The organism is Actinacidiphila sp. bgisy144, from assembly GCF_057708105.1.
The window spans coordinates 52,765-79,175 of the sequence record NZ_JBYIRM010000013.1; the positions used below are offsets into that span (position 1 = coordinate 52,765).

Here is a 26,411-nt window from a genome sequence, read left to right on the forward strand (position 1 = left end):
GAACGCACCGGAGATGCTGCGTCCGACATGCGGACGTGCTGTGTCATAGGTCAAGACGCGGAGTAGGGTGCCCCGCATGTCTCGCAGCATCAACCTCGCAGTGATCCCCGGCGACGGAATCGGTCAGGAAGTCGTCGCCGAAGGTCTCAAAGTCCTCGCCGCGGCGCTCCCGCAGGAAACCAAGCTGGAGACGAAGGAGTACGACTTCGGCGCCAAGCGGTACCACGCCACCGGTCAGACCCTCACCGACGCGGACCTGGCCGAGCTCAAGGCCCATGACGCGATCCTGCTCGGGGCGATCGGCGACCCGTCGGTGCCCTCCGGCGTCCTGGAGCGCGGCTTCCTGCTGAAGCTGCGGTTCGCCTTCGACCACTTCGTCAACCTCCGGCCCAGCAAGCTGTTCCCGGGCGTGGGCACCCCGCTCGCGGGCAGCCCGGACATCGACTTCGTGGTGGTCCGCGAAGGCACCGAGGGCCCCTACACCGGCAACGGCGGCGCGATCAGGACCGGCACCCCGGCCGAGGTCGCCACCGAGGTGAGCCTGAACACCGCCTACGGCATCGAGCGCGTGGTGCGCGACGCCTACGCCCGCGCCCAGGCCCGCCCGCGCAAGAAGCTCACCCTGGTGCACAAGAACAACGTGCTGGTGCACGCCGGCGGCCTGTGGACCCGGATCTTCGAGGCGGTCGGCAAGGAGTACCCCGAGGTCACCACCGACTACCTGCACGTCGACGCCACCATGATCTTCCTGGTGACGCAGCCCGAGCGGTTCGACGTGATCGTCACCGACAACCTCTTCGGCGACATCGTCACCGACCTCGCCGCGGCCGTCTCCGGCGGCATCGGTGTGGCCGCGAGCGGCAACATCAACCCCAGCGGCGAGTTCCCGTCGATGTTCGAGCCCGTGCACGGCTCGGCGCCCGACATCGCCGGCCAGTCCAAGGCCGACCCGACCGCGACCGTGCTGTCCGTCGCGCTGCTGCTGCGGCACCTCGGCTACGACGCGGAGGCCGACCGGATCGACGCCGCCGTCCACGCGGACCTCGCCGAGCGCGCCGGCCGCCCGGCCCGCTCCACGGTCGAGATCGGCGACGCGCTGGCCGCGCGGGTGGCCGGCTGACGCGGGAAGCCGGCCCACCCGAGGTACCACCCGGCCCCGTCGCTGCGATAATCGGTGACGGGGCCGCTTCCTGGCGGGAAAGTAGGACGTCCTAGCAGTACGGTCGAGGGCGTCAGCGACACGGTGAAGGAACAGAAGATGACGACGCCCACGATCGAGTTGAAGCCCTCCGCGCACCCGTTGCCCGCGGTGGAGCGCGAAGCGATCCTGTCCGACCCCGGCTTCGGGCGGTACTTCACCGACCACATGGTCACCATCAAGTGGACCGACGGCCGCGGCTGGCACGACGCCCAGCTGGTGCCGTACGCGCCGCTGTCGGTCGACCCGGCGAACATGACGCTGCACTACGCCCAGACGATCTTCGAGGGCCTCAAGGCGTACCGCCAGCCCGACGGCGGCGTGGCCACCTTCCGGCCCGAGGCCAACGCGCGGCGCTTCCAGAACTCCGCACGGCGGCTGGCGATGCCGGAGCTGCCGGTGGAGACCTTCGTCGAGGCGTGCGACGTGCTGGTCCGCCAGGACAAGGACTGGGTGCCCAGCCAGGGCGAGGCATCCCTCTACCTGCGGCCCTTCATGATCGCCACCGAGGTCGGCCTCGGTGTCCGGCCCTCCCGCGAGTACCTCTTCCTGGTCATCGCCTCCCCGGCCGGCGCCTACTTCTCCGGCGGGGTCAAGCCGGTCTCGGTGTGGCTGTCCGAGGAGTACGTCCGCGCGGCCCCCGGCGGCACCGGCGCGGCCAAGACCGGCGGCAACTACGCGGCCTCCCTCGTCGCCCAGGCGCAGGCCGCCGAGCAGGGCTGCGACCAGGTGGTGTGGCTCGACGCGATCGAGCGGCGCTGGATCGAGGAGATGGGGGGCATGAACCTGTACTTCGTCTACGGCAACCGCATCGTCACCCCCTCGCTCAGCGGCTCGCTGCTGCCCGGCATCACCCGGGACTCCCTGCTCGCGATCGCCGCCGACCTGGGGTACGAGGTCGGCGAGGGCCGGATCAGCGTCGACGACTGGAAGCAGGGCAACGAGGACGGCACCCTCACCGAGGTGTTCGCCTGCGGCACCGCGGCCGTGATCACCCCGGTCGGCTCGATCAAGTCCACCCGGGCGAACTGGACGGTGGGCGACGGCGGTCCGGGCGAGGTCACCCTGCGGTTGCGCGAGGCCCTGCTCGACATCCAGACCGGCCACGCCCCCGACCCCCACGGCTGGATGCACCCCCTGGGCGCGTGAGCGCCGGTACGCTGCCGAGCCCCCCGCCTGCCGTGGCGGGGGGCTCGCCGTCCTGCTCAGAACGTGAGACGGCCACCCGTATGGCGGAAAGGTGTGCCACACTGCTCGCGTGTCCTCGTACGCCACGCTGATTATTGGCCGCAGGCACGCCGGTCCGCAGTGACGCTTCCGCTGAACCCAGGCGGAACCTCACCGTGCCCCAGACCCGCGTGCAGACCTCTCGCATCCGCGAGGGGTTTTTTCGTTTCCCGGCCCACCCGCGCCGGAGGCGGAACCGCACGAGGAGACTGGGGGCAAGTGGAGTCGGAACCTCCGGATGAACGCCGTCCGGGGCCAACCCCACCCACCCGACAGGAGTTGCAACCACCATGACCGCCGAACCCGACGACAGCTTCCACGTCTTCGACACCACGTTGCGCGACGGCGCGCAGCGCGAGGGCATCAACCTCACCGTCGCCGACAAGCTGGGTATCGCACGGCACCTGGACGACTTCGGCGTGGGCTTCATCGAAGGCGGCTGGCCCGGTGCGAACCCCCGCGACACCGAGTTCTTCGCCCGCGCCGCCGCCGAACTGGACCTGAAGCACGCCACGCTGGTCGCGTTCGGCGCCACCCGCCGCCCGGGCACCAAGGCCGCCGACGACCCGCAGGTCAACGCGCTGCTGGAGTCCGGCGCCCCGGTCATCACCCTGGTCGCCAAGTCCCATGACCGGCACGTGGAACTGGCGCTGCGCACCACGCTGGAGGAGAACCTCGCGATGGTCCGCGACACCGTCGCGTACCTGGTCGAGCAGGGCCGCCGGGTCTTCGTGGACTGCGAGCACTTCTTCGACGGCTACCGCGCCAACCCCGGCTACGCCACCTCCGTGGTGGCCGCCGCCCACGAGGCCGGCGCGTCCGTGGTGGTGCTGTGCGACACCAACGGCGGGATGCTGCCCAAGCAGGTCCAGACCGTCACCGCGCAGGTGCTCGCCGACACCGGCGCGCGGCTGGGCATGCACGCCCAGGACGACACCGGCTGCGCGGTCGCCAACACCCTCGCCGCCGTCGACGCCGGCGCCACCCACGTCCAGTGCACCGCCAACGGCTACGGCGAGCGGGTCGGCAACGCCAACCTCTTCCCCGTCACCGCGGCCCTGGAACTCAAGCACGACCTGCGGGTGCTGCCCGAGGGTGCGCTCGGCGAGATGACCCGCATCTCGCACGCCATCGCCGAGATCGTCAACCTGCCCTCCTCCACCCACCAGCCGTACGTGGGCGTGTCCGCCTTCGCGCACAAGGCCGGGCTGCACGCCTCCGCGATCAAGGTGGACCCCGACCTCTACCAGCACATCGACCCCGAACGGGTCGGCAACACCATGCGGATGCTGGTCTCCGACATGGCCGGCCGCGCCTCGATCGAGCTGAAGGGCAAGGAGCTCGGCATCGACCTCGGCGGCGACCGCGAACTGGTCGGCCGGGTGGTGGCCCGCGTCAAGGAGCGCGAGCTGCGCGGCTACACCTACGAGGCCGCCGACGCGTCCTTCGCGCTGCTGCTGCGCGACGAGTTGCAGAGCGGCCACCCGGAGGGCCCGCGCCGCTTCTTCCGGATCGAGTCCTGGCGCGCCATCACCGAGGACCGCCCGGACGGCTCGCACGCCAACGAGGCCACGGTGAAGCTGTGGGCGAAGGGCGAGCGGATCGTCGCCACCGCCGAGGGCAACGGGCCGGTCAACGCGCTCGACCGGGCCCTGCGGGTGGCGCTGGAGCGGATCTACCCGCAGCTGGGCACCTTCGCGCTGGTCGACTACCGGGTCCGCATCCTCGAAGGCCGCTCCGGCACCGACTCGACCACCCGGGTGCTGATCACCACCTCCGACGGCGCGTCCGAGTGGTCCACGGTCGGTGTCGCCGACAACGTCATCGCCGCCTCCTGGCAGGCCCTCGAGGACGCCTACGCCTACGGCCTGATCCGGGCCGGCCTGGAGCCGCAGGACGAGGTACCGAGCACCTGACGCCGCCTGACGCCGACTGATTCCGACCGGCCGCGCCTGACCCCGACCGGCCGCAGTGCCTCGCGGGCCGCGAAAACCGGTCGAGTCCGCGCCCGGCAGGCCCTAGCCTGCCGGGCGTGACAGCAACCGAGCAGCAGCCACCATCCGTCCGTCCGGCGGAGGCCGCCGACGCGTCCGCCATCGCCCAGGTGCACATCACCTCGCGGGAAGCCGCGATGCCGTGGCTGCCGCCGCGCAGGCGTACCGACGCGGAGGTGGAGCGCTGGGTGCGCGAGGTGGTGCTCGCGCAGTCCGACGTCTGGGTCGCGGTCGACGGCGGCGGCACCGTCCTCGGATACGCGGCGGTGGAGGGGGAGTGGCTGGAGCACCTCTACCTGCTGCCCGGCGCGCGGCGGCGCGGCATCGGCTCGCTGCTGCTGGCCCGCGCGAAGGCGCACCGCCCGCAGGGCCTGGATCTGCACGTCTTCCAGCGCAACACCGACGCTCAGGCGTTCTACGCGCGCCACGGCTTCACGGTGGTGGACCGCAACGACGGTTCGCGGAACATGGAGCGGGAACCGGACATGACGCTGCGCTGGACCCCGGTGACCAACGGCACACCTACTGACGGGTAACCGTCCGGTGCCCGCGGTCGTAGGGTGAGCGCCACACCCTCGACCCGACACCACCGGGAGATCGCATGCGCTCGGCGAAGGACTTCTTCCGCCCGCTGGCCGTGGGGGCGCCCACGCCCGTCAGGGACGTGCCGTTCCGCCCCTCGCGAATGATCCACTTCTTCGACCCGGGCAACGAGAAGATGGCGGCCAAGGTGCCCTCCCTCGCGCCGGCCGTCGACGTCCTGCTGGGCAACCTGGAGGACGCCGTCCCCGCCGACCGCAAGGAGGCGGCCCGGGCCGGCCTGGTGCGGACCGCCCGGGCCACCGACTTCGGCGACACCCAGCTGTGGACCCGGATCAACAGCCTCGACTCGCCCTGGGCGCTGGACGACCTGCTCACCCTGGTCCCCGAGATCGGCGACCGCCTCGACGTGGTGATGGTGCCGAAGGTGGAGGGCGCCCACGACATCCACTACGTCGACCGGCTGCTGGCCCAACTGGAGGCGAAGGCGGGGCTGGACCGGCCGATCCTGGTGCACGCCATCCTGGAGACCGCGGCCGGCGTCGGCAACGTCGAGGAGATCGCCGCCGCCAGCCCCCGGATGCAGGGCCTGTCGCTCGGCCCGGCCGACCTGGCCGCCAGCCGCCGGATGAAGACCACCCGCGTCGGCGGCGGCCACCCCGGCTACCTGGTCCGCGCGGACCCCGGCCCCGGCGGCGACGGCCCCCGGCCCACCTACCAGCAGGACCTGTGGCACTACACGATCGCCCGGATGGTCGACGCCTGCGCCGCGAACGGCATCCTGCCGTACTACGGGCCGTTCGGTGACATCAAGGACGTCACCGGCTGCGAGGACCAGTTCCGCAACGCCTTCCTGCTCGGCTGCGTCGGCGCCTGGTCGCTGCACCCGGTGCAGATCGACATCGCCAAGCGGGTCTTCTCGCCCGCCCCCGAGGACGTCGCCTGGGCCCGCCGGGTGATCGCGGCGATGGGCGACGGCACCGGCGCGGTGATGATCGACGGCAAGATGCAGGACGACGCGACGTACAAGCAGTGCCAGGTGGTCGCCGGACTCGCGGACACCCTGGCCGCCCGCGACCCCGAACTCGCCGCCGCCTACGCCGCCGCGGCCGACACCGCAGCCACCGAGGAGCCCGCCCGATGAGCACCGCCGCCGACCCCGCCGCGCCCGCCGCCGCGCCGCGCCCCCGCCGCTCCGTGCTCTACATGCCCGGCGCCAACGAGCGCGCCCTGGAGAAGGCGAAGACCCTCCCCACCGACGCGCTCATCCTCGACCTGGAGGACTCCGTCGCCCCCGACGCGAAGGCCGAGGCCCGCGCGCGGGTCGCGGCCGCCGCCGCGAGCGGCGCCTACGGCCCGCGCGAGGTCGCCATCCGGGTCAACGCCCCCGGCACCGCCTGGCACGCCGACGACCTGGCGGCCGCCGCGGCCGCGGGCCCGGACGCGGTCGTCGTTCCCAAGGTGGACTCCGCCCGGACCGTACGGGAGGTCGTGGCGGCGCTCGAGGCGGCCGGCGCGCCGGAACACACCGCGCTGTGGGCGATGCTGGAGACGCCCGCCGCACTCCTGGACGCGCGGGCGATCGCCGAGGCGTCCCCGCGGCTGACCGTCCTGGTGCTGGGCACCAACGACCTCGCCAAGGAACTGCACGCCGAGCACGTGCCCGGCCGGGCCCCGCTGCTGACCGGGCTCTCGCTGGCCCTGCTCGCCGCCCGCGCGGCCGGCAAGGTCATCTTGGACGGTGTCTACAACGACGTCCAGGACACGGCCGGCTTCGAGGCCGAGACCCGCCAGGCGCGGCAGCTCGGCTTCGACGGCAAGACCCTGATCCACCCCAGGCAGCTCGAACCCTGCAACCGGATCTTCGCGCCCGACCCGGCGGCGGTCGAGCGCGCCGAACGGATCATCGCCGCCTTCGAAGAGGCCACGTCACAGGGGCGCGGCGTGGTCACCGTGGACGGCCGGATGATCGAGAACCTGCACGTCGAAGAGGCCCGGCGGGTGCTGGCGCTGGCCGCCGCGGTCGCCGCCCGCTGACCCCCGGGCCACCCGCGGCGGCGCGCAACCGCGCGGTGGGGCGGGCCCCGGCACCGGCCGCCGGACCCCGCCCCACCTCGCCGTCTGTCGGGACCCACCAGGCTGAGCCGTTGGACACTGTACGAAGTTGATGGCGCCTTCCGGCCCTTGACGCTCGTACTGTCGGTACATGACCACATCGCAAGAGCTGCCCGTCACGGCGAACGACGCCCGGGGGCGCGTCGAGGAGCTTCGTGCGATCCGCGAGGAGGTGCAGCGGGGGCCGAGCGAGAAGGCCACCGCGGCGCAGCGGGCCAAGGGGAAGCTGACCGCGCGCGAGCGGATCGAGCTGCTGCTCGACGAAGGCTCCTTCCGTGAGGTGGAGTCGCTGCGGCGGCACCGGGCCACGGGCTTCGGGCTGGAGGCGAAGCGGCCCTACACCGACGGCGTGATCACCGGGTGGGGGACCGTGCACGGCCGGACCGTGTTCGTGTACGCACACGACTTCCGGATCTTCGGCGGCGCGCTGGGCGAGGCCCACGCGCAGAAGATCCACAAGATCATGGACATGGCGATCTCGGCGGGCGCCCCGCTGGTGTCGCTCAACGACGGCGCGGGCGCCCGTATCCAGGAGGGCGTCTCGGCGCTCGCCGGCTACGGCGGCATCTTCCAGCGCAACACCCGGGCCTCCGGCGTCATCCCGCAGATCTCGGTGATGCTCGGCCCGTGCGCGGGCGGCGCGGCCTACTCCCCGGCGCTCACGGACTTCGTGTTCATGGTGCGGGAGACCTCGCAGATGTTCATCACCGGCCCCGACGTGGTGCAGGCGGTGACGGGCGAGGAGATCACCCAGAACGGCCTGGGCGGCGCCGACGTCCACTCGGCGGTCTCCGGCGTCTCGCACTTCGCGTACGACGACGAGCAGACCTGCCTGGAGGAGGTCCGCTACCTGCTGTCGCTGCTGCCGCAGAACAACCGGGAGAACCCGCCCGCCGCGGAGAACCAGGACCCGGTGGACCGCCGCGGCGACGTGCTGCTGGACCTGGTGCCGGCCGACGGCAACCGGTCGTACGACATGCACAAGGTGATCGAGGAGATCGTCGACGACGGCGAGTACCTGGAGATCCACGAGCGGTGGGCCACCAACCTCATCGTGGCGCTCACCCGGATCGACGGCCAGGTGGTCGGCGTCATCGCCAACCAGCCCGCCTCGCTCGCCGGCGTGCTCGACATCGAGGCGTCCGAGAAGGGCGCGCGCTTCGTGCAGATGTGCGACGCGTTCAACATCCCGATCATCACCCTCCTGGACGTCCCCGGCTTCCTGCCCGGCGTCTCGCAGGAGCACGGTGGGATCATCCGGCACGGTGCGAAGCTGCTGTACGCGTACTGCAACGCGACGGTGCCGCGGATCTCGCTGATCCTGCGGAAGGCGTACGGCGGCGCCTACATCGTGATGGACAGCCAGTCGATCGGGGCGGACCTGACGTTCGCCTGGCCGACGAACGAGATCGCGGTCATGGGCGCGGAGGGCGCCGCGAACGTGATCTTCCGCCGGCAGATCGCCGAAGCCGACGACTCCGACGCGATGCGCGCCCGCATGGTCAAGGAGTACAAGGCCGAGCTGATGCACCCGTACTACGCCGCCGAGCGCGGCCTGGTGCACGACGTCATCGACCCGGCCGAGACCCGCGAGGTGCTCGCCCGCTCGCTGGAGATGCTCCGCACCAAGCACGCCGACCTGCCGTCCCGCAAGCACGGCAACCCCCCGCAGTGACCTCCCCGACCAGGACCGCCCAGGCGGCCCACCTATTGGAGACCATCGTGAGCACTCCCACCGATTCGCTGGTGCGCGTCGAGAAGGGGCACGCGGCACCCGAGGAGGTCGCCGCACTGACCGCGCTCCTGCTGGCCCGCGCCGCCGCCGGCGGCTCCGCCGCCCCGGCCGCGCCCACCCCCCGCTCCATCGCCGGCTGGCGCCGCCTCGAGCGCACCCCGGGCTTCCGCGCGCCCCACTCCTGGCAGGGCTAGCCGGCCCTCCGCGGTGCCCCGTCCTGTGATGCCACGGGACCTTGCGGTCCGCGGTGGCTGGCCGCGCAGTTCCCCGCGCCCCTGGGTAAGTGCGGCCACCACCGGGCCTGCCCCGGAGGAACCCGGGCATATCAAGGGGCGCGGGGAACTGCGCGACCAGCCCACCACCGGCGGGTGGTCCCGGAACCGACAGGGACCACCCCCCCGGAGGGTCAGGCCAGCTTCGCCAGCGCAGCCTCGATCCGCGCGAGGGTGCGCTCGCGCCCCAGCACCTGGAGCGACTCGAACAGCGGCAGCCCGACGGTGCGGCCGGTGACCGCGACCCGCACCGGAGCCTGCGCCTTGCCGAGCTTGAGGCCGTGCGCCTCGCCGGCCGCGAGCACCGCCTCCTTCAACGACTCCGCGGCGGACCAGTCCGCCGCGGCCAGCTGCTCCCGGGCCGTGCGCAGCAGCGCGTCGGACCCTTCCTTCATCGCCTTCGCCCAGGACGCCTCATCGTCGACCGGCTGGTCGAGGAAGAGGAAGTCCACGTTCGCGGTGATGTCGGAGAGCACCGTGACCCGGGTCTGCGCGTAGGGCGCGATCGCCTGCCACGCCGCCTCGTCGAAGGACTCCGGCGCCCAGGGCGCGAACGGCGCCTGGAGCCAGGGCGCGCACGCCTCGGTGAACTCCTTCACGCCCAGCCGCCGGATGTGGTCGGCGTTGATCGCCTCGGCCTTCTTCAGGTCGAAGCGCGCCGGGTTGGCGTTGACGTCGGAGATCTCGAACTTCGCCACCATCTCCTCGATCGAGAAGACGTCCTGGTCGGCGGAGAACGACCAGCCAAGCAGCGAGAGGTAGTTGAGCAGTCCCTCGGGCAGGAACCCGCGCTCCCGGTAGAGGTTGAGCGACGCCTGCGGGTCGCGCTTGGAGAGCTTCTTGTTGCCCTCGCCCATCACGTACGGCAGGTGGCCGAAGGCGGGCACGGACCGGGCGAGGCCCAGCTCGATCAGCGCGCCGTACAGCGCGATCTGCCGCGGGGTGGAGGAGAGCAGGTCCTCGCCGCGCAGCACGTGCGTGATCTCCATCAGCGCGTCGTCCACCGGGTTGACCAGGGTGTACAGCGGCGCGCCGTTGGCCCGCACGATGCCGTAGTCCGGCACGTTCTCCGGGGTGAAGGTCAGCTCGCCGCGGACCAGGTCGGTGAAGGTGATCGGGTGGTCCGGCATCCGGAAGCGCACGATCGGGGCGCGGCCCTCGGCCCGGTAGGCGGCCGTCTGCTCGGCGCTGAGGTCCCGGCAGTGGCCGTCGTACCCGGAGGGGCGGCCGGCGGCCCGGGCGGCCTCGCGGCGGGCCTCCAGCTCCTCGGTGGTGCAGTAGCAGTCGTACGCGTGCCCGGCCTGCTTCAGCCGCTGCGCCACGTCGGCGTAGACGTCCATCCGCTGGGACTGCCGGTAGGGCGCGAACGGGCCGCCGACCTCGGGGCCCTCGTCCCAGTCCAGGCCGAGCCAGCGCATCGAGTCCAGCAGCGCCTGGTAGGACTCCTCGGAGTCGCGGGCCGCGTCGGTGTCCTCGATGCGGAAGACCAGGGTGCCCTGCTGGTGCCGGGCGAACGCCCAGTTGAACAGCGCGGTGCGGACCAGCCCGACGTGCGGGTTGCCGGTGGGGGAGGGGCAGAACCGGACGCGGACGGCGGAGCCGGAGCCGGAGTCGGAGGAGCCGCCGGAAGCGGGGGCGGAGGGTGCAGGAGTTGCGCTAGCCACGCGAGATCACCTTGTTGGTGAGAGTGCCGATGCCTTCGATGGTGACGGCGACCTCGTCGCCGGGGAGCAGCGGGCCCACGCCCGCGGGGGTGCCGGTGAGCAGGACGTCGCCGGGCAGCAGCGTCATCGCCTCGGTGATGTTGACGATCAGGTCCTCGATCGAGTTCAGCATCTGCCGGGTGCGGCCGGCCTGGCGCAGTTCGCCGTTGACGGTCGCGGTGATCGCGAGGTCGCCGGCCGCCTCCAGGTCGATCGAGGTCTCGATCCAGGGGCCGAGCGGGCAGGAGGAGTCGAAGCCCTTCGCCCGCGCCCACTGCTTCTCGGACCGCTGGGTGTCGCGGGCCGTCACGTCGTTGGCGCAGGTGAAGCCGAGGATCACGTCCTTGACCCGCTCCCGCGGCACGTCCCGGCACAGCCGGCTGATCACGACCGCCAACTCCGCTTCGTGGTGCACCTCCTGGGAGAACGAGGGGTACACGATGGGGTCGCCGGGGCCGATCACCGAGGTCGAGGGCTTGAAGAACGCCCAGGGCGCGTCCGGCACCTCGTTGCCCAGTTCCGCGGCGTGGGCCGCGTAGTTGCGGCCGATGGCGACCACCTTGTTGGGCAGGACCGGCGGCAGCAGCCGCACCTTGTCCAGCGGGACCTTCGTGCCGGACAGCTCGAAGTCCGCGAAGGGCACGCCCTTCATGATGTCGACGGAGAGAGCCTCGGGACCGCCGGCCGGGTCGCCCTCGACCGCTCCGAACGCCACGTTGCCGTCGATGGAGAACCTGACGATGCGCATGCCTTCACCCTAGCGGCCGGGCCGCCTCCCGCCGGACAGGCCGCCTCCCACCGGACCGAGGCGATCGCCGCAGGTCAGTGCCGCTCAGGGGGCGATGCGCGGCTTCGGCAGCTCGTTGAGCTTCGTACGGCGCGGGTTCGCGGTGGTCCGCGGCAGCACGGCCGCTGCCGCCGCTTCCGCGGCCTCGGTGTCCGCCGTCGCCACCGGGGCGGGCGAGCCGAGGAGTTCGGACGCGTCCTTCAGGTGCGCGAGAGTGGTGCGCCGCGGGTTGGCGATCATCTGTGGGGACCTCGGGTCTCGACGGGGGAGCGGGACACGGCGGCTCACACAGCCGCCTCCCGGATAAAGCACCAGATTAGTGGGGGCTCTTCCCACGGCAGCCGGGCGCAGACATCTGACGGTGTGTGATTTTGCTCACGAACTCCACCGCATACCACGCCTTTCGGACAACCGACTCGGTAGCAGGAAAGCCGCAAAAGCCGTGAAGGCCGGGAAAAGTCCGTCGCGTGGTGTGACGGGCACGCTCTGACACCCCTCCGTGCGGTTACGCGAGCGGCCCGTATTCGCCCCATATCACCGCCCTGACGCTCGACGCAGTGTGCATGGTCCGTCGCGATCGGTGACGCATTCCAACAGGTCGGCAACGGGCCTTGTTGCGAGATCAGGCACTGTGCTGGAATTCCCCGAACCGCTGCATCACAACGAACCGGCGCGCAGGGGGCGCGGACGGAACACCGTGCGGCGGTGAAGGGCACACCAGCCGTCCCGTGACCCGGGTCGGCCCGAGCCCCCATGACTCGACACCGTCCCCGCAGCCTCACGGCGGGGGACGCCTGGTCCAGAGGTTGCGACGCTAGTGCAGGGACGTTTCAAGAGGGACAGCGGCGCTGCGGGCGAATCGGAGCAGCCCGGCGGGGCCGGCAACGGCTCCAAGGCCGCCGCCGACTCCGGAACCGCCACGCCGGGTACCACTGCGGCCCCCGGGCGGATGAGCATGCCCAGCGGCTTGGAAGCCGGCAAGATCACCGGCCTCGACGGCAAGCCCGGCCCCCGAATAGCCATGCGCAACTGGCGCATCAGCACCAGACTCATCTCCCTGCTCGCGCTCCCCGTGGTCACTGCCTCCGCGCTCGGCGGCCTGCGCATCAACAACTCGCTGGACAACATCCACCAGCTCGAGCACATGAAGACCCTGACCGACATCACCGAGCAGGCCACCAACCTGGCCGCCGCGCTCCAGGAGGAGCGCGACAGCTCGGCGGGCCCGCTGTCGGCCAACCAGAAGAACAACGATGCGGTCGCCGCCTCCCGGCAGGCCACCGACCGCGACCTCAAGCTCTACGAGCAGGCGACCGACGGCATCTCGGACGACGACCCGGTCTTCAGCGGAGTCCGCGCCACCCTGGTCGCCATCGGCGGCCAGCTCGCCAACCTCAACGAGATCCGCAGCGAGGCATACACCTCCCAGTCGGGCATCGCGCAGACCGTCTCCGAGTACGACGGCCTGGTCACCTCGCTGCTGTCGCTCTCCCAGGACATGGCGCAGGCCACCAGCAACTCCGAGATGATCAAGGCGACCCGCGCCCTGTCGGCGTTCTCCTCCGCCAAGGAGTACGAGTCGATGCAGCGCGCGGTGATCAGCGCCGCGTTCGCCAGCGGCGGCAAGCTCAACGCCGACGAGTACCAGTCGGTGAAGTGGTCCGCCGCGGACGAGAACACCGCGATCACCCGCTTCATGAAGGTCTACGGCACCGACGCCGCCTCGCTGCTGCGCCCGATCCAGGGTGACAACGACACCATCGCCGCCCACGACAACGAGCGTGAGCGGATCGCGAGTTCGCAGAGCGCGATCACCAAGATCAACAGCTCGTACCTGGACTGGGACGACGCGGCGAAGACCAAGATCGACGCGATGAACCAGATCGAGCGCTCGCTGCTCAGCGAGATGCAGCAGAAGTCGCTGCACCTCCAGAGCGAGGCGAAGCGCGAGGCGCTGATCTCCGGCGCGATCATCCTGCTCGTGCTCGGCGTCGCCGTCGTCGGCGCGTTCGTCGTCGGCCGCTCGATGGTCCGCTCGCTGCGCCGGCTCCAGCAGACCGCCCAGGACGTCGCCCAGAAGCGGCTGCCCGAACTGGTCAAGCAGCTCTCCGACACCGACCCGCAGGACGTCGACACCTCGGTCGAGTCGATCGGCATCAACAGCCGCGACGAGATCGGCCAGGTGGCCCGCGCGTTCGACGAGGTGCACAGCGAGGCGGTCCGGCTCGCCGCCGAACAGGCGCTGCTGCGGGGCAACGTCAACGCGATGTTCACCAACCTCTCGCGCCGCAGCCAGGGCCTCATCCAGCGCCAGCTGTCGCTCATCTCCGAACTGGAGTCGCGCGAGGCCGACCCGGACCAGCTCTCGTCGCTGTTCAAGCTCGACCACCTCGCGACCCGTATGCGCCGCAACGGCGAGAACCTGCTGGTCCTCGCCGGCGAGGAGCCCGGCCGCCGGTGGACCCGCCCGGTCCCGCTGGTCGACGTGCTGCGCGCGGCCGCGTCCGAGGTGGAGCAGTACGAGCGGATCGAGCTGACGTCGGTGCCCTCGGCGGAGGTCACCGGCCGGATCGTCAACGACCTCGTGCACCTGCTCGCCGAGCTGCTGGAGAACGCGACGTCGTTCTCCTCCCCGCAGACCAAGGTGCGGGTCACCGGCCACTCGCTGCCCGACGGCCGGGTGCTGATCGAGATCCACGACACCGGGATCGGCCTGTCCCCCGAAGACCTCGCCGACATCAACGAGCGGCTGGCCAACCCGCCGACCGTGGACGTCGCGGTCTCCCGCCGGATGGGCCTGTTCGTGGTCGGCCGGCTGTCCCTGCGGCACGGCATCCGCATCCAGCTGCGCCCCTCCGACTCCGGCGGCACCACCGCGCTGGTCATGCTGCCGGTCGACGTCACGCAGGGCGGCGCCAACGCGAAGGGCGGCGCCGCTCCCGGGGCGCGCCCCGCGGGCGCCGCGGGCGGCAGCGCCGCCACCGGCATCGCGAACGCGTTCGGCAACGCCGGCAAGGGCGGCCGCGGCGCGGCCCAGGTCGGCCAGGGCGGGGCGCGCCCCGCGCTGCCCGGCCGGCAGCCGGGCGCCTCCGGCGGCCCGGGCGGCAACGCCGGCCCCGGCGGTCCCGGTGGCGGCCCGCGCTGGGCCGCGCAGGGCAACCAGCAGCAGGGCCTGGGCGAGGACACCCCGCGCGGCCACGAGGAGGTCGAGGCGCCCGCGTTCGACGCCTTCGACCAGTCCGGCCCCGGCAGCCGCCCGCAGCCCCAGCAGTCCGGTCCCGGCCGGCCGGGGCAGGGTGCGGGTCAGGACCAGGGCTCCGGCCGGCCGTCCGGCCCCGGCGGCTTCCCGACCCCGCAGCCGCAGAACACCGGCCCCAACGGCTTCCGCTCCGACGTCTTCGGCGGCCGCCCCGGCCCCTTGCAGCGCTCCGGCGGCCCCGGGGCGACCCCCGCGGCCGCCTCGGGTGGTCCTGGCGGTCCCGGCGACACCGGCCAGTTCCCCGCCGTCCGCGCCGACGGCCCCGCCGCCGGCGGCCAGGGCGACGGCTCCCGCGGCCGCCTCCCGCAGCGCGGCCAGCGCGCCCCCCAGGCCAACTCCGGCGACACCGGCTCCTTCCGGCTGCCGGGCGGCCCCGGCGACACCGCGCAGTTCCCGCCGATCCGTGACGAGAACCCGCCGCAGGGCCAGGGTGCCGGTCGTCCGGGTGACACGGGCTCCTTCCGGTTGCCGGGTGGTCCGGGTGACACCGGTCAGTTCCCGGCGGTGCGGGATGAGAGCGGCCTGCAGGGTCAGGGTGCGGGTCGTCCGGGTGACACGGGTGCCTTCCGGCTGCCGGGTGGTCCTGGCGACACCGCGCAGTTCCCGCCGATCCGTGACGAGAACCCGCCGCAGGGCCAGGGCGTCGGCCGCCCCGGTGACACGGGTGCCTTCCAGGTGCCCGGCGCTCCCGGCGACACCGGCTCTTTCCCCCTGCCGGGCGGTCCTGGCGACACCAGCCAGTTCCCCGCCGTGCGCGACGGCAGCCTGCCGCAGGGCCAGGGTGCCGGTCGTCCCGGTGACACGGGTGCCTTCCCCCCGCCGGGCGGTCCTGGCGGCCCGGGCGACACCAGCCAGTTCCCCGCCGTGCGCGCCGAGGACGGCTCCGGGGCGTACCCGGCGCAGCAGCCCGGCCCCGCACCGGCCGGGGGGCTGCCGCAGCGCGGCCCGCGCGGGCCGCAGGGCACCCCCGGCTGGAGCCCGCAGGGCGGCCAGGGCCAGGGCGGCCCCGCGCAGCAGCCGCAGGACCCGTACAGCACCGGCGCGCTGCCGGTGCCGGGCCACGGCGACACCGGCGGGTCGTACCCGGCGGTGCCCCAGTCGCCGTTCCAGGACGAGCTGGGTCCGCTGCCCGTGCCGCGCCAGGAGCCGCAACTGCCCGGCCCGGCCGAGCCGATGGCGCTGCCGCCGGCCCCGACCCGGGGCGACGAGCCGACGCCGATCTTCTCGTCGATCGAGTCCGACTGGTTCCGCACCGGCCAGGCCGAGCGGATGCAGCAGATCCACGTCGAGCAGGGCCTGCGCGGCCAGCAGGCGCCGCCGCCCCGCCCGGTGGGCCGCACCGCGCCGCCGCAGCGCCCGCGCACCGACCGGCCCGGGCCGGCCCCGGCGGGCGGCCCGCAGCGGCTGTCCGGCGGCCCGCAGCCGGCCGTCCAGGCCACCTCGGCGCCCGGCGGCCCGGCGGCGCCCGGCGGCGCGCAGAACGGCGCCCAGGCGCCGTCCGCGCCCGCGGCGCAGCCGCTGCCGCGCGAGACGCCGAACTGGCGCACCTCGCCCAACGACGCGCTGCGTCAGCGGGCCGAGGCCATCCGGGAACCCACCGCGGGCGGGGTCACCCCCTCCGGTCTGCCGCGGCGCGTTCCCCGGGCGAATCTCGTCGCGGGCGGCGCGGCCCCCCAGCAGGCCCCCCAGGGCGGCCCGCAGGTCTCCCGCGCCCCCGACGACGTGCGCGGACGTCTGACCAACCTCCGCAGGGGTATCCAGCAGGGCCGCCAGGCCGGCGGTACCGGTACCACCGACGGCCGTGGTTTCGGCATGAACAACCAGGAGCGCTAGTTGAGTGCGATGAGCCAGGCGGCACAGAATCTGAACTGGTTGATCACCAACTTCGTGGACAACACCCCTGGGGTGTCCCACACGGTGGTGGTCTCCGCCGACGGCCTGCTGCTCGCGATGTCTGATGGTTTTCCGCGTGATCGTGCGGATCAGTTGGCGGCGGTGGCCTCGGGGTTGACGTCGTTGACGGCTGGTGCCTCCCGGATTTTCGAGGGGGGGAGTGTGAACCAGACGGTGGTGGAGATGGAGCGGGGTTTCCTGTTCATCATGTCGGTGTCGGACGGTTCGTCGCTGGCGGTGCTGGCGCATCCGGAGTGCGACATCGGCCTGGTGGGCTACGAGATGGCCCTGCTCGTCGACCGGGCGGGCGCCGTCCTCACCCCGGACCTCCGCGCCGAGCTCCAGGGCAGCCTGCTCAACTGAGTACCGCCCGCCCGCTGTTCACCCGCACAACAGATCGTTCCCGTACTTCCGCACCAGCAAGAGCACTGCCCGGACACGGAGGACCCTCATGACCCCGCCACCCGCCTCGCCGGGCCCGTACGGCGCGTCCCACCATGCGCCGTACGGGGTGGAAGGCGACCAGCCGCTGGTGCGGCCGTACGCCATGACCGGTGGCCGCACCCGGCCGCGCTACCAGCTCGCGCTCGAGGCCCTGGTCAGCACCACCGCCGACCCGGCGCAGTACACGGGACTCCTTCCCGAGCACCAGCGGATCTGCCATCTGACGCGTGAGATCAAGTCGGTGGCCGAGATCTCGGCGCTGCTCGCGATACCGCTCGGGGTGGCCCGGATTCTCGTGGCCGACCTCGCCGAGGCCGGCATGGTGGCCATCCACCAGCCCGGCAGCGGCGACGCGGGCGGCCAGCCAGACGTGACATTGCTTGAGAGGGTGCTCAGTGGACTTCGGAAGCTCTAGGCCGCAACCGCAGCAGGCGGCGTACGCTGCGCCGCCGGTGCGGTCGACCACCTCCGCGAAGATCGTGGTGGCGGGTGGCTTCGGCGTGGGCAAGACCACGTTCGTCGGTGCGGTGTCGGAGATCAACCCGCTGCGCACCGAGGCCGTGATGACCTCGGCGTCGGCCGGTATCGACGACCTGAGCCACGTCCAGGACAAGACCACCACCACGGTGGCGATGGACTTCGGCCGCATCACGCTCGACGACGACCTGATCCTCTACCTGTTCGGCACCCCCGGCCAGGACCGGTTCTGGTTCATGTGGGACGACCTGGTGCGCGGCGCGATCGGCGCCGTGGTGCTGGTCGACACCCGACGCCTGGCGGACTGCTTCCCGGCGGTCGACTACTTCGAGAACAGCGGACTGCCGTTCGTGATCGCGCTCAACGGCTTCGACGGCCACCAGCCGTACCGGCCGGAGGAGGTGCGCGAGGCGTTGCAGATCGGCCCCGAGGCGCCGATCATTACCACCGACGCCCGGCACCGCGGCGACGCGAAGAGCGCGCTGATCACGCTGGTCGAGCACGCGCTGCTGGCCCGCCTGAAGTAGCGCGCAGCTGCGGGCGGACACCGCCGACGCAAGGCCGAGGGCCCGTTATGTCACACGACATAGCGGGCCCTCGGCCTTCCATAACATTTCGAGAGAGTTTCCTTCAGGTGGCGAACACGGCTCGCGCTCGATCAGTGCCGCCGCGTGTACGTCTGTCATATGGTTTGCTCGGCCTTTGGACTTATGCCCTTTTTATCTCTAGCCTTCTGGCGTGATCCGCCGGACGCCGGACGTTTCCGGACGTTTGGCGTGCACCTGCATGGCGTGCTGGAATGCGCAGACCTGAGTGCGGGAAGCGCAGGAAGCGCAGGGAACGGCCGTCGTTGTCGCGTCGTCGCCGAGAGGTTGTTGGTCCAGTGAGGAATACGAGGCGAGTCGAGGCGGGTGCCGACCGGGGCCCGCGGGGGAACTTCACTCCGCCGCAGCGCACCGGGGGCACCCTGGAGCCGGTGGCCGAGGACCTGCCGGGGCCGGGGCGCCGCTTCGGCATGCGCAACTGGCGGATGGCCACCCGGCTGAACGCGATCCTCCTGATACCGGTGCTCGTCGCCCTCGTCCTGGGCGGCTTCCGCGTCAACAGCTCCGTCACCACCTGGCAGCAGGCCGACGACGCGGTGCGCACCGCGAAACTGGTCCGCGCCGCCGCCACCTACAGCAACGCGCTGGAGAACGAGCGCGACACCACCGTGGTCCCGCTGCTGGAGGGCCACCGCACCGCGTCGAGCGTGTCCGCCGCGTACGCCGCCACCGACGCCGCCGCCCGCGCCTTCGACAAGGCCGCGGTCGGCATACCCGACGGCGCCGACCTCCGGCGCCGCATGGCCAGCTTCCGCAGCGTCGAGCCGCAGCTGTCCTCCCTGCGCAAGTCCGCCTTCACCGGCCAGCTCTCCGGCGTGCAGACCGAGGAGTGGTACGTCAAGATCCAGCACCCGCTGAGCGAGCTGTCCAACGAACTCGGCTTCGGCACCGGCAACAGCGCCTCCTACGGCCGGACCCTGTACGCCGTCTCGCTCGCCAAGGCCGCCGAGTCGCTGACCCGCGCCATCGGCACCCACATCCTGGTCGAGAAGCACCCCACCTCCCAGGAACTCGCCCTCCAGAAGACCGCGCTCGGCTCCTACCAGTACCTGGAGGGCATCGCGCTGGAGGAGTACGACGGCGGCGGCAGCACCGCCGACCAGGCCCGGCTGAAGGCCGCGCAGGACGCCGCGGTGAAGAAGGGCCAGGCCCAGGTCACCGCCGCGCTGAGCAAGGCGAAGGCGAACCACACCGCGTACATCGTGCCGCCGGACCTGACCCGGATGGTCACCGACCTGACCGACCCGGCCTACACCGTCACCCGGCTCAACGCCGAGGGCGTCACCCCCGCGTCCTACCTGTCCGCCGCCACACTTTCGTTCGACGCCTACCGCTCGGTCGAGACCCAGCTCGCCGACCAGGCGGCCGCCGACTCCGCGCGGGTGGCCGCCCACGCCAAGCGCGACGTCTTCATCAACTCCGCGCTCGTGCTGGTCGCGCTGATCATCGCGTTCATCGTCGCCGCCCTGATGGCCCGCGCGATGTCCCGCAGCATGCGGCGGCTGCGGACCGCCGCGTTCGACATCGCCGAGACCCGGCTGCCGGCGCTGGTCGACCAGCTCTCCCGCACCGACCCCGGCCGGGTGGACACCCAGGTCGCGCCGATCCCGATCACCACCCGCGACGAGATCGGCGAGGTGGCCCGCGCCTTCGACCAGGTGCACCGCGAGGCGGTCCGGCTCGCCGCCGAACAGGCGCTGCTGCGCGGCAACGTCAACGCGATCTTCACCAACCTCTCGCAGCGCAACCAGGGCCTCATCCAGCGCCAGCTGACCCTGATCACCGAGCTGGAGAACAACGAGGCCGACCCCGACCAGCTGGCGAACCTCTTCCGGATGGACCACCTGGCCACCCGTATGCGGCGCAACGGCGAGAACCTGCTGGTCCTCGCCGGCCAGGAGCCCGACCGCCAGTGGAACCAGCCGGTACCGCTGGTCGACGTGCTGCGCGCGGCCGCCTCCGAGGTGGAGGCGTACGACCGGATCGAACTGGTCGGCATACCCGAGACCGACATCCACGGCAGCGCGGTCAGCGACCTGGTGCACCTGCTCGCCGAACTGCTGGAGAACGCCACCACCTTCTCCTCCCCGCAGACCAAGGTGCGGGTCACCGCCACCCGGCTGCCCGACACCCGCCTGATGATCGAGATCCACGACAAGGGCATCGGCCTGACCGCCGAGGACTTCGCCGACATCAACCACAAGCTCGCCGACCCGCCCACCGTCGACGTGGAGATCGCCAAGCGGATGGGCCTGTTCGTGGTCGGCCGGCTGTCGCTGCGGCACGGCATCCGGGTCCAGCTGCGCCCCTCCGGCGAGCAGGCCGGCACCACCTCGCTGGTGATGCTGCCCGAGGCGATCACCCGCGGCGGCGGGGGCGACCCGGTCGCCGACGACACCGACTTCACCGTCTCCCGGATCGTCCCCGAGCACCTGGCCGACCGCATCGGCGACGCCCACCCGCAGGTCACCGGCGAGCGCACCGCCGCCGAACTCGGCTTCGACGACTCCCGCTACGACCGAGCGGGTGAGACCGGCCCCCACCCGCTCGACCCGGTCGGCCGCTCGCTGCAACGCGAGGAACTGCGCGAGGAGCGCCGCGCCCGGCTGGAGGCCGGCGCCGCCGGGACCCAGGACCCCCACCTGGGCCAACTCCCGCCGCAGCGAACGGAATCGGCCGACTTCGCCCAGCCCTATGCACAGGACCCCACCGCCCAGTACGCCCAGGGCTACGGCCCCGACGCCGCCCCTTCCTACGGGCAGCAGCCGTATGAGCAGGGCTTCCAGCCCGGCTACGAGCAGCAGGGGTACACCGACGGGCAGCAGGGGTACGCCGAACAGAACGGCTACTTCGAGCAGCCGTACGGGACGGTTTCCGGCCAGACCTACGACCCGGCCGCGCCCTACGGCGGGCCGTCGCAGTACGCCGAGCCGTACCAGGAAGCCGGACCGGGCGGCCACTTCGCGCCCGACGCGGGTTACAGCCCTGCTCAGGAGGGATGGCCGCAGGACGCACCCCAGGTAACGGAATCCGTTCCGCCGCTCCCCGAGGGCCCCTCCGAGAGCGTAGTCTCGCCTTCGCTGACGGACGCCGGCCTCCCGCGCCGCGAACGCCGGCACCCCGCCCCGTCCGACGACCCGCGGCCCGACCGGCAGCCCGGTGGGCCGATCCGGCAGGAGCAGCCCGACGACGAGTCCACCGACCCCCAGGAGCAACCCCAGCCGGACGGTGACGGCTGGCGGTCGACGAACGACGAGCACTGGCAGCGGGCCGAGTCGGTCCGCGAGCCGAAGGCAGGCGGAGTCACCCCTTCCGGTCTGCCCCGGCGGGTACCCAAGGCCAACCTGGTCCCGGGTGCCGCGGCACAGACCCCGCAGGGCGGCCCACAGGTCTCCCGCGCACCGGAGGACGTACGCGGCAGGTTGAGTAATCTGCGACGTGGCGTCCAGCAAGGGCGCACTGCTGGAGCTGACACGAACGGACAGGCCACCGACAGCCGATTCGGCGGCCCCCAGAACCAGGAGCGCTAGTTGAGTCCGATGAGCCAGGCGGCACAGAATCTGAACTGGTTGATCACCAACTTCGTGGACAACACCCCTGGGGTGTCCCACACGGTGGTGGTCTCCGCCGACGGCCTGCTGCTCGCGATGTCTGATGGTTTTCCGCGTGATCGTGCGGATCAGTTGGCGGCGGTGGCCTCGGGGTTGACGTCGTTGACGGCTGGTGCCTCCCGGATTTTCGAGGGGGGGAGTGTGAACCAGACGGTGGTGGAGATGGAGCGGGGTTTCCTGTTCATCATGTCGGTGTCGGACGGTTCGTCGCTGGCGGTGCTGGCGCATCCGGAGTGCGACATCGGCCTGGTGGGCTACGAGATGGCCCTGCTCGTCGACCGGGCGGGCGCCGTCCTCACCCCCGACCTCCGGGCCGAACTTCAGGGCAGCCTGCTCAACTAATGCATGGGCCGCGGGCCGGCCCGGGCACCTGCCAGGTGCTCAGGCGGCCGCGCGGCCGTTTCAGGAGGAGGACCAGTGAGCACTTCCCCCGGTGGAGACCCGTACGGCAACCAGCACCAGCAGCCGGGCCAGCCGTACGGCTACCCGGCCGAGCCCGAGCCGGAGCAGCGGCCCGGGCAGCCCGGCACGCCCTACCGCCAGCCGCGCATCCAGCCGTACGCCCCACCGCAGGCCCCGCCACCGCAGGGCCGGGTCCCGGGCGCGCCCGGCCACCAGGAGGTCCAGGCGCACCAGGTCCACGGCCACCAGGGCCAGGACTACGGCCAGGAGTACGGCCAGGAACGCCAGGGCCACGGCGGGCAGCCGGACCGGCACGACACCGGCCGCTCACGCACGCCCTCAGGACTGGTCCGCCCCTACGCCATGACCGGCGGCCGGACCAGGCCGCGCTACCAGCTCGCCATCGAGGCGCTGGTCAGTACCACCGCCGACCCGGAGCGGCTGCGCGGGCAGCTCCCCGAGCACCAGCGGATCTGCCTGCTGTGCCGCGAGGTCAAGTCGGTTGCCGAGATCTCCGCGCTGCTGACCATTCCGCTCGGGGTGGTCCGCATTCTCGTCGCCGACCTGGCCGAGGCCGGACTCGTCGCGATCCATCAGCCCGGCGGCGACGAGGCCGCGGGCGGCCAGCCTGATGTGACACTGCTTGAAAGGGTGCTCAGTGGACTTCGGAAGCTCTAGCGGTCCGGCCCGCGCCACCACCTCCGCGAAGATCGTGGTGGCGGGCGGATTCGGCGTGGGCAAGACCACGTTCGTCGGTGCCGTCTCGGAGATCAACCCGCTGCGCACCGAAGCCGTGATGACCTCCGCGTCAGCCGGCATCGACGACCTCACGCACGCGCCGGACAAGACCACCACCACGGTGGCGATGGACTTCGGCCGCATCACGCTCGACGAGGACCTGATCCTCTACCTGTTCGGCACGCCCGGGCAGGACCGGTTCTGGTTCATGTGGGACGACCTGGTGCGCGGCGCGATCGGCGCGATCGTCCTGGTGGACACCAGGAGACTTGCGGACTGCTTCCCGGCGGTCGACTACTTCGAGAACAGCGGACTGCCGTTCGTGATCGCGCTCAACGGCTTCGACGGCCACCAGCCGTACGGGCCGGAGGAGGTGCGCGAGGCGCTCCAGATCGGCCCGGAGGCGCCGATCATCACCACCGACGCCCGCAACCGCGGCGACGCGAAGAGCGCGCTGATCACGCTCGTCGAGCACGCCCTGATGGCCCGACTGCGCTAGTGCCGCGCGGGGCCGCCGGTGCGTCCTGACGGCGCACCGGCCCGGTTCCGGGGGGACTTGGCGATACTCGTTTTGGAGCGCCGTCCCGGATCGGGTAATGTTCTTCCTGCGCCGCCGGACAGGGCAAAGCCCGGAACGGAGACGCAAACCGAACAAGATCCCTTACCGGGGTTGCGTTTTGGTGGGGTATGGTGTAATTGGCAACACGGCTGATTCTGGTTCAGTTGTTCTAGGTTCGAGTCCTGGTACCCCAGCAGCACTTCACAAGTGCGAGCCCCCGTTGTGTAGCGGCCTAGCACGCTGCCCTCTCACGGCAGTAGCGCCGGTTCGAATCCGGTCGGGGGTACAGATCCTTTCATTCCGTCCCCGCCGGGTCGCGCCCGGTGCGGACGACGCGAGGATCGCCAGGGCCCCCGTTGTGTAGCGGCCTAGCACGCTGCCCTCTCAAGGCAGTAGCGCCGGTTCGAATCCGGTCGGGGGTACGCATCGAAGCGACAGCGCCGGAAGCGGCGCCACATACGACGAGAAGCCCGCCGCGAAACGCGGCGGGCTTCTTCGTGTGTCCGTGTCCCCAGGTCTCTCCGGTTCCCCCGGTCCCCCGGTCTCCCGGTCTCCCGGTCTCCCCGGGCTCAGCCGGAGCGGCGCAGGGCCTCGCTGAGCCGCCCGGCGGCCTCCACGACGGCCTGGGCGTGCATCCGGCCCGGGTGCCGGGTGAGCCGCTCGATCGGCCCGGAGACGGACACGGCGGCCACCACGCGGTTGGACGGCCCGCGCACCGGCGCGGAGACCGAGGCGACCCCGGGCTCGCGCTCGCCGATCGACTGTGCCCAGCCCCGGCGGCGTACCCCGGACAGCGCGGTGGCGGTGAACCGGGCGCCCTGGAGCCCGCGGTGCAGCCGCTCGGGCTCCTCCCAGGCCATCAGCACCTGCGCGGCGGAGCCGGCCTTCATCGGCAGCGTGGAGCCCACCGGCACGGTGTCCCGCAGTCCGGACAGCCGCTCCGCCGCGGCCACGCAGATCCGCATGTCGCCCTGGCGCCGGTAGAGCTGGGCGCTCTCCCCGGTCACGTCGCGCAGATGCGTCAGCACCGGCCCGGCCGTGGCCAGCAGCCGGTCCTCGCCGGCCGCGGCGGCCAGCTCCGACAGGCGCGGGCCCAGGATGAAGCGGCCCTGCATGTCGCGAGCCACCATGCGATGGTGTTCGAGCGCCACCGCCAGGCGGTGCGCGGTGGGGCGGGCCAGGCCCGTGGCACCGACAAGCCCGGCCAGGGTGGCCGGGCCCGACTCCAGCGCACTGAGCACCAGAGCCGCCTTGTCGAGAACGCCGACGCCGCTAGAGTTGTCCATGCAACGATACTCGCGTCTCAGAGTGTGAAACGCAAGTTCAATTTTCCCGGGAACGCGTCACGCTGGACGCACAGCGCAGCACCAACACCTATGTAGGCCCCGCGACGACGCGGGCCGGAGGGACAGCGATGGGTAGGACACTCGCGGAGAAAGTCTGGGACGACCATGTCGTCCGCCGCGCCGAAGGCGAACCCGATCTGCTTTTCATCGATCTCCACCTCATCCACGAGGTGACCAGCCCCCAGGCGTTCGACGGGCTGCGGATGAACGGCCGGCGGGTGCGCCGTACCGACCTCACCATCGCCACCGAGGACCACAACACCCCCACCCTCGACATCGACAAGCCGATCGCCGACCCGGTCTCCCGGACCCAGTTGGAGACGCTGCGCAAGAACTGCGCGGAGTTCGAGGTGCGGCTGCACCCGCTCGGCGACGTCGAGCAGGGCGTCGTGCACGTGGTGGGCCCGCAGTTGGGCCTGACCCAGCCGGGCACCACCGTGGTCTGCGGCGACTCGCACACCTCCACGCACGGCGCGTTCGGCGCGCTGGCGTTCGGCATCGGCACCTCGCAGGTCGAGCACGTGCTGGCCACCCAGACGCTGCCGCTCGCCCCGTTCCGCACCATGGCGGTCACGGTGGACGGCGAGCTGCCCGAGGGCGTCACCGCCAAGGACCTGATCCTCGCGGTGATCAGCCGGATCGGCACCGGCGGCGGCCAGGGCTACGTCATCGAGTACCGCGGCAGCGCCATCGAGAAGCTGTCGATGGAATCCCGGATGACCGTCTGCAACATGTCGATCGAGGCCGGCGCCCGGGCGGGCATGATCGCCCCGGACCAGACCACGTTCGACTACCTCCAGGGCCGTCCGCACGCGCCCAAGGGCGAGGACTGGGACGCGGCCGTCGCGTACTGGAAGACGCTGAGGACCGACGAGGACGCCGTCTTCGACCACGAGGTGCGGATCGACGCGGCCGAGTTGGCGCCGTTCGTCACCTGGGGCACCAACCCCGGCCAGGGCGCGCCGCTGAGCGCGTCGGTGCCGGACCCGGCGTCGTTCGCCGACGCCAGCGACCGGCTCGCCGCGGAGAAGGCCCTGGAGTACATGGGCCTGACCGCCGGGCAGCCGCTGCGCGAGGTGGCCGTGGACACCGTCTTCGTCGGCTCCTGCACCAACGGCCGGATCGAGGACCTGCGCGCCGCCGCGGGCGTCGTCCGGGGCCGCCAGGTCGCCGACGGGGTGCGGATGCTCGTCGTCCCCGGCTCGGTGCGCGTGGCGCTCCAGGCCGTCGAGGAGGGCCTGGACAAGGTCTTCACCGCGGCCGGCGCCGAGTGGCGGCACGCCGGGTGCTCGATGTGCCTGGGCATGAACCCCGACCAACTCGCGCCCGGCGAGCGGTCCGCGTCCACCTCGAACCGCAACTTCGAAGGACGGCAGGGCAAGGGCGGCCGTACCCACCTGGTCTCCCCGCAGGTCGCCGCGGCCACCGCGGTCACCGGCCGCCTCTCCTCGCCCGCCGACCTGTCCGACGCCCCCGCCCCCTCCGCCTCGAAGGAAGCCTGAGCAG

The 26,411-nt window shown here is 72.1% G+C and carries 21 protein-coding genes and 3 tRNA genes; 20 read left to right on the forward strand and 4 right to left on the reverse strand.

The window, feature by feature from the left end; genetic code table 11:
- The first annotated feature begins 76 nt into the window (after positions 1 to 76).
- The 8 genes from AC3EVP_RS16995 to AC3EVP_RS17030 all read left to right on the forward strand — a co-directional run bounded on the left by AC3EVP_RS16995 (position 77) and on the right by AC3EVP_RS17030 (position 9,003).
- Entirely contained in the window at positions 77 to 1,120 is a 1,044-nt protein-coding gene (locus AC3EVP_RS16995) for a 3-isopropylmalate dehydrogenase (protein WP_435130786.1), read from the forward strand.
- A gap of 138 nt (positions 1,121 to 1,258) precedes the next feature.
- Positions 1,259 to 2,347 (forward strand): branched-chain amino acid aminotransferase, encoded by a 1,089-nt coding sequence (locus tag AC3EVP_RS17000; protein WP_335974209.1) that lies wholly within the window; start codon positions 1,259 to 1,261, stop codon positions 2,345 to 2,347.
- Between the two features lie 368 nt (positions 2,348 to 2,715).
- Positions 2,716 to 4,341, forward strand: coding sequence for a citramalate synthase (gene cimA, locus AC3EVP_RS17005; RefSeq protein WP_435130787.1), 1,626 nt, complete (start codon positions 2,716 to 2,718; stop codon positions 4,339 to 4,341).
- Between the two features lie 116 nt (positions 4,342 to 4,457).
- A complete protein-coding gene (locus tag AC3EVP_RS17010) occupies positions 4,458 to 4,955 on the forward strand; it encodes a GNAT family N-acetyltransferase (protein WP_435130788.1) in 498 nt (165 codons plus the stop codon).
- 65 nt (positions 4,956 to 5,020) lie between these two features.
- Positions 5,021 to 6,103, forward strand: coding sequence for an HpcH/HpaI aldolase/citrate lyase family protein (locus tag AC3EVP_RS17015; RefSeq protein ID WP_435130789.1), 1,083 nt, complete (start codon positions 5,021 to 5,023; stop codon positions 6,101 to 6,103).
- A complete protein-coding gene (locus AC3EVP_RS17020; RefSeq protein WP_435130790.1) occupies positions 6,100 to 6,996 on the forward strand; it encodes an HpcH/HpaI aldolase/citrate lyase family protein in 897 nt (298 codons plus the stop codon). Before AC3EVP_RS17015 ends, AC3EVP_RS17020 begins: the two co-directional genes overlap by 4 nt.
- A 169-nt stretch (positions 6,997 to 7,165) precedes the next feature.
- Positions 7,166 to 8,749 (forward strand): acyl-CoA carboxylase subunit beta, encoded by a 1,584-nt coding sequence (locus AC3EVP_RS17025; protein WP_335974194.1) that lies wholly within the window; start codon positions 7,166 to 7,168, stop codon positions 8,747 to 8,749.
- Between the two features lie 44 nt (positions 8,750 to 8,793).
- Positions 8,794 to 9,003 carry an acyl-CoA carboxylase epsilon subunit gene (locus tag AC3EVP_RS17030; protein WP_435130936.1) on the forward strand — a complete coding sequence of 70 codons (210 nt, stop codon included), beginning with the start codon at positions 8,794 to 8,796 and terminating at the stop codon, positions 9,001 to 9,003.
- 212 nt (positions 9,004 to 9,215) lie between these two features.
- On the opposite strand, the gene gltX is transcribed toward AC3EVP_RS17030, so the two are convergent.
- The 3 genes from gltX to AC3EVP_RS17045 form a co-directional block, all read right to left on the reverse strand.
- Positions 9,216 to 10,745: a glutamate--tRNA ligase gene (gene gltX, locus AC3EVP_RS17035; RefSeq protein WP_435130791.1), complete on the reverse strand. Its 1,530-nt coding sequence runs from the start codon at positions 10,743 to 10,745 to the stop codon at positions 9,216 to 9,218.
- Entirely contained in the window at positions 10,738 to 11,532 is a 795-nt protein-coding gene (locus AC3EVP_RS17040) for a fumarylacetoacetate hydrolase family protein (RefSeq protein ID WP_335974187.1), read from the reverse strand. The genes gltX and AC3EVP_RS17040 overlap by 8 nt, the downstream gene beginning before the upstream one ends.
- 84 nt (positions 11,533 to 11,616) lie before the next feature.
- Complete coding sequence (locus AC3EVP_RS17045; protein ID WP_335974183.1) at positions 11,617 to 11,811, reverse strand: hypothetical protein; 195 nt, start codon at positions 11,809 to 11,811, stop codon at positions 11,617 to 11,619.
- Between the two features lie 577 nt (positions 11,812 to 12,388).
- Here AC3EVP_RS17045 and AC3EVP_RS17050 point away from each other — a divergent pair.
- The 11 genes from AC3EVP_RS17050 to AC3EVP_RS17100 all read left to right on the forward strand — a co-directional run bounded on the left by AC3EVP_RS17050 (position 12,389) and on the right by AC3EVP_RS17100 (position 23,981).
- On the forward strand, positions 12,389 to 16,663 hold the full coding sequence (locus tag AC3EVP_RS17050; RefSeq protein WP_435130793.1) for a sensor histidine kinase: 4,275 nt from the start codon (positions 12,389 to 12,391) through the stop codon (positions 16,661 to 16,663).
- Positions 16,664 to 16,672: 9 nt separating this feature from the next.
- Positions 16,673 to 17,086, forward strand: coding sequence for a roadblock/LC7 domain-containing protein (locus AC3EVP_RS17055; protein ID WP_037917495.1), 414 nt, complete (start codon positions 16,673 to 16,675; stop codon positions 17,084 to 17,086).
- 88 nt (positions 17,087 to 17,174) lie between these two features.
- Complete coding sequence (locus AC3EVP_RS17060; protein WP_435130794.1) at positions 17,175 to 17,582, forward strand: DUF742 domain-containing protein; 408 nt, start codon at positions 17,175 to 17,177, stop codon at positions 17,580 to 17,582.
- Positions 17,563 to 18,171 carry a GTP-binding protein gene (locus AC3EVP_RS17065; RefSeq protein WP_435130796.1) on the forward strand — a complete coding sequence of 203 codons (609 nt, stop codon included), beginning with the start codon at positions 17,563 to 17,565 and terminating at the stop codon, positions 18,169 to 18,171. The genes AC3EVP_RS17060 and AC3EVP_RS17065 overlap by 20 nt, the downstream gene beginning before the upstream one ends.
- 488 nt (positions 18,172 to 18,659) lie before the next feature.
- On the forward strand, positions 18,660 to 21,779 hold the full coding sequence (locus tag AC3EVP_RS17070; RefSeq protein ID WP_435130940.1) for a sensor histidine kinase: 3,120 nt from the start codon (positions 18,660 to 18,662) through the stop codon (positions 21,777 to 21,779).
- Positions 21,780 to 21,788: 9 nt separating this feature from the next.
- The gene (locus AC3EVP_RS17075; protein ID WP_037917495.1) at positions 21,789 to 22,202 is read left to right on the forward strand and encodes a roadblock/LC7 domain-containing protein; all 414 of its coding nucleotides are present in this window, start codon (positions 21,789 to 21,791) and stop codon (positions 22,200 to 22,202) included.
- 75 nt (positions 22,203 to 22,277) lie between these two features.
- A complete protein-coding gene (locus tag AC3EVP_RS17080) occupies positions 22,278 to 22,940 on the forward strand; it encodes a DUF742 domain-containing protein (protein ID WP_435130798.1) in 663 nt (220 codons plus the stop codon).
- Complete coding sequence (locus tag AC3EVP_RS17085; RefSeq protein WP_202236420.1) at positions 22,921 to 23,499, forward strand: GTP-binding protein; 579 nt, start codon at positions 22,921 to 22,923, stop codon at positions 23,497 to 23,499. The genes AC3EVP_RS17080 and AC3EVP_RS17085 overlap by 20 nt, the downstream gene beginning before the upstream one ends.
- 182 nt (positions 23,500 to 23,681) lie before the next feature.
- Positions 23,682 to 23,753, forward strand: a tRNA-Gln gene (locus tag AC3EVP_RS17090).
- Between the two features lie 19 nt (positions 23,754 to 23,772).
- A tRNA-Glu gene (locus tag AC3EVP_RS17095) sits at positions 23,773 to 23,845 on the forward strand.
- 63 nt (positions 23,846 to 23,908) lie between these two features.
- Positions 23,909 to 23,981, forward strand: a tRNA-Glu gene (locus AC3EVP_RS17100).
- A 147-nt stretch (positions 23,982 to 24,128) separates the two neighbouring features.
- On the opposite strand, the gene ndgR is transcribed toward AC3EVP_RS17100, so the two are convergent.
- Positions 24,129 to 24,845 carry an IclR family transcriptional regulator NdgR gene (ndgR, locus tag AC3EVP_RS17105; protein WP_335984305.1) on the reverse strand — a complete coding sequence of 239 codons (717 nt, stop codon included), beginning with the start codon at positions 24,843 to 24,845 and terminating at the stop codon, positions 24,129 to 24,131.
- A gap of 128 nt (positions 24,846 to 24,973) precedes the next feature.
- Between ndgR and leuC the strand changes: the two genes are divergently transcribed.
- The gene (gene leuC, locus AC3EVP_RS17110; protein ID WP_335984306.1) at positions 24,974 to 26,407 is read left to right on the forward strand and encodes a 3-isopropylmalate dehydratase large subunit; all 1,434 of its coding nucleotides are present in this window, start codon (positions 24,974 to 24,976) and stop codon (positions 26,405 to 26,407) included.
- Positions 26,408 to 26,411: the final 4 nt, after the last annotated feature.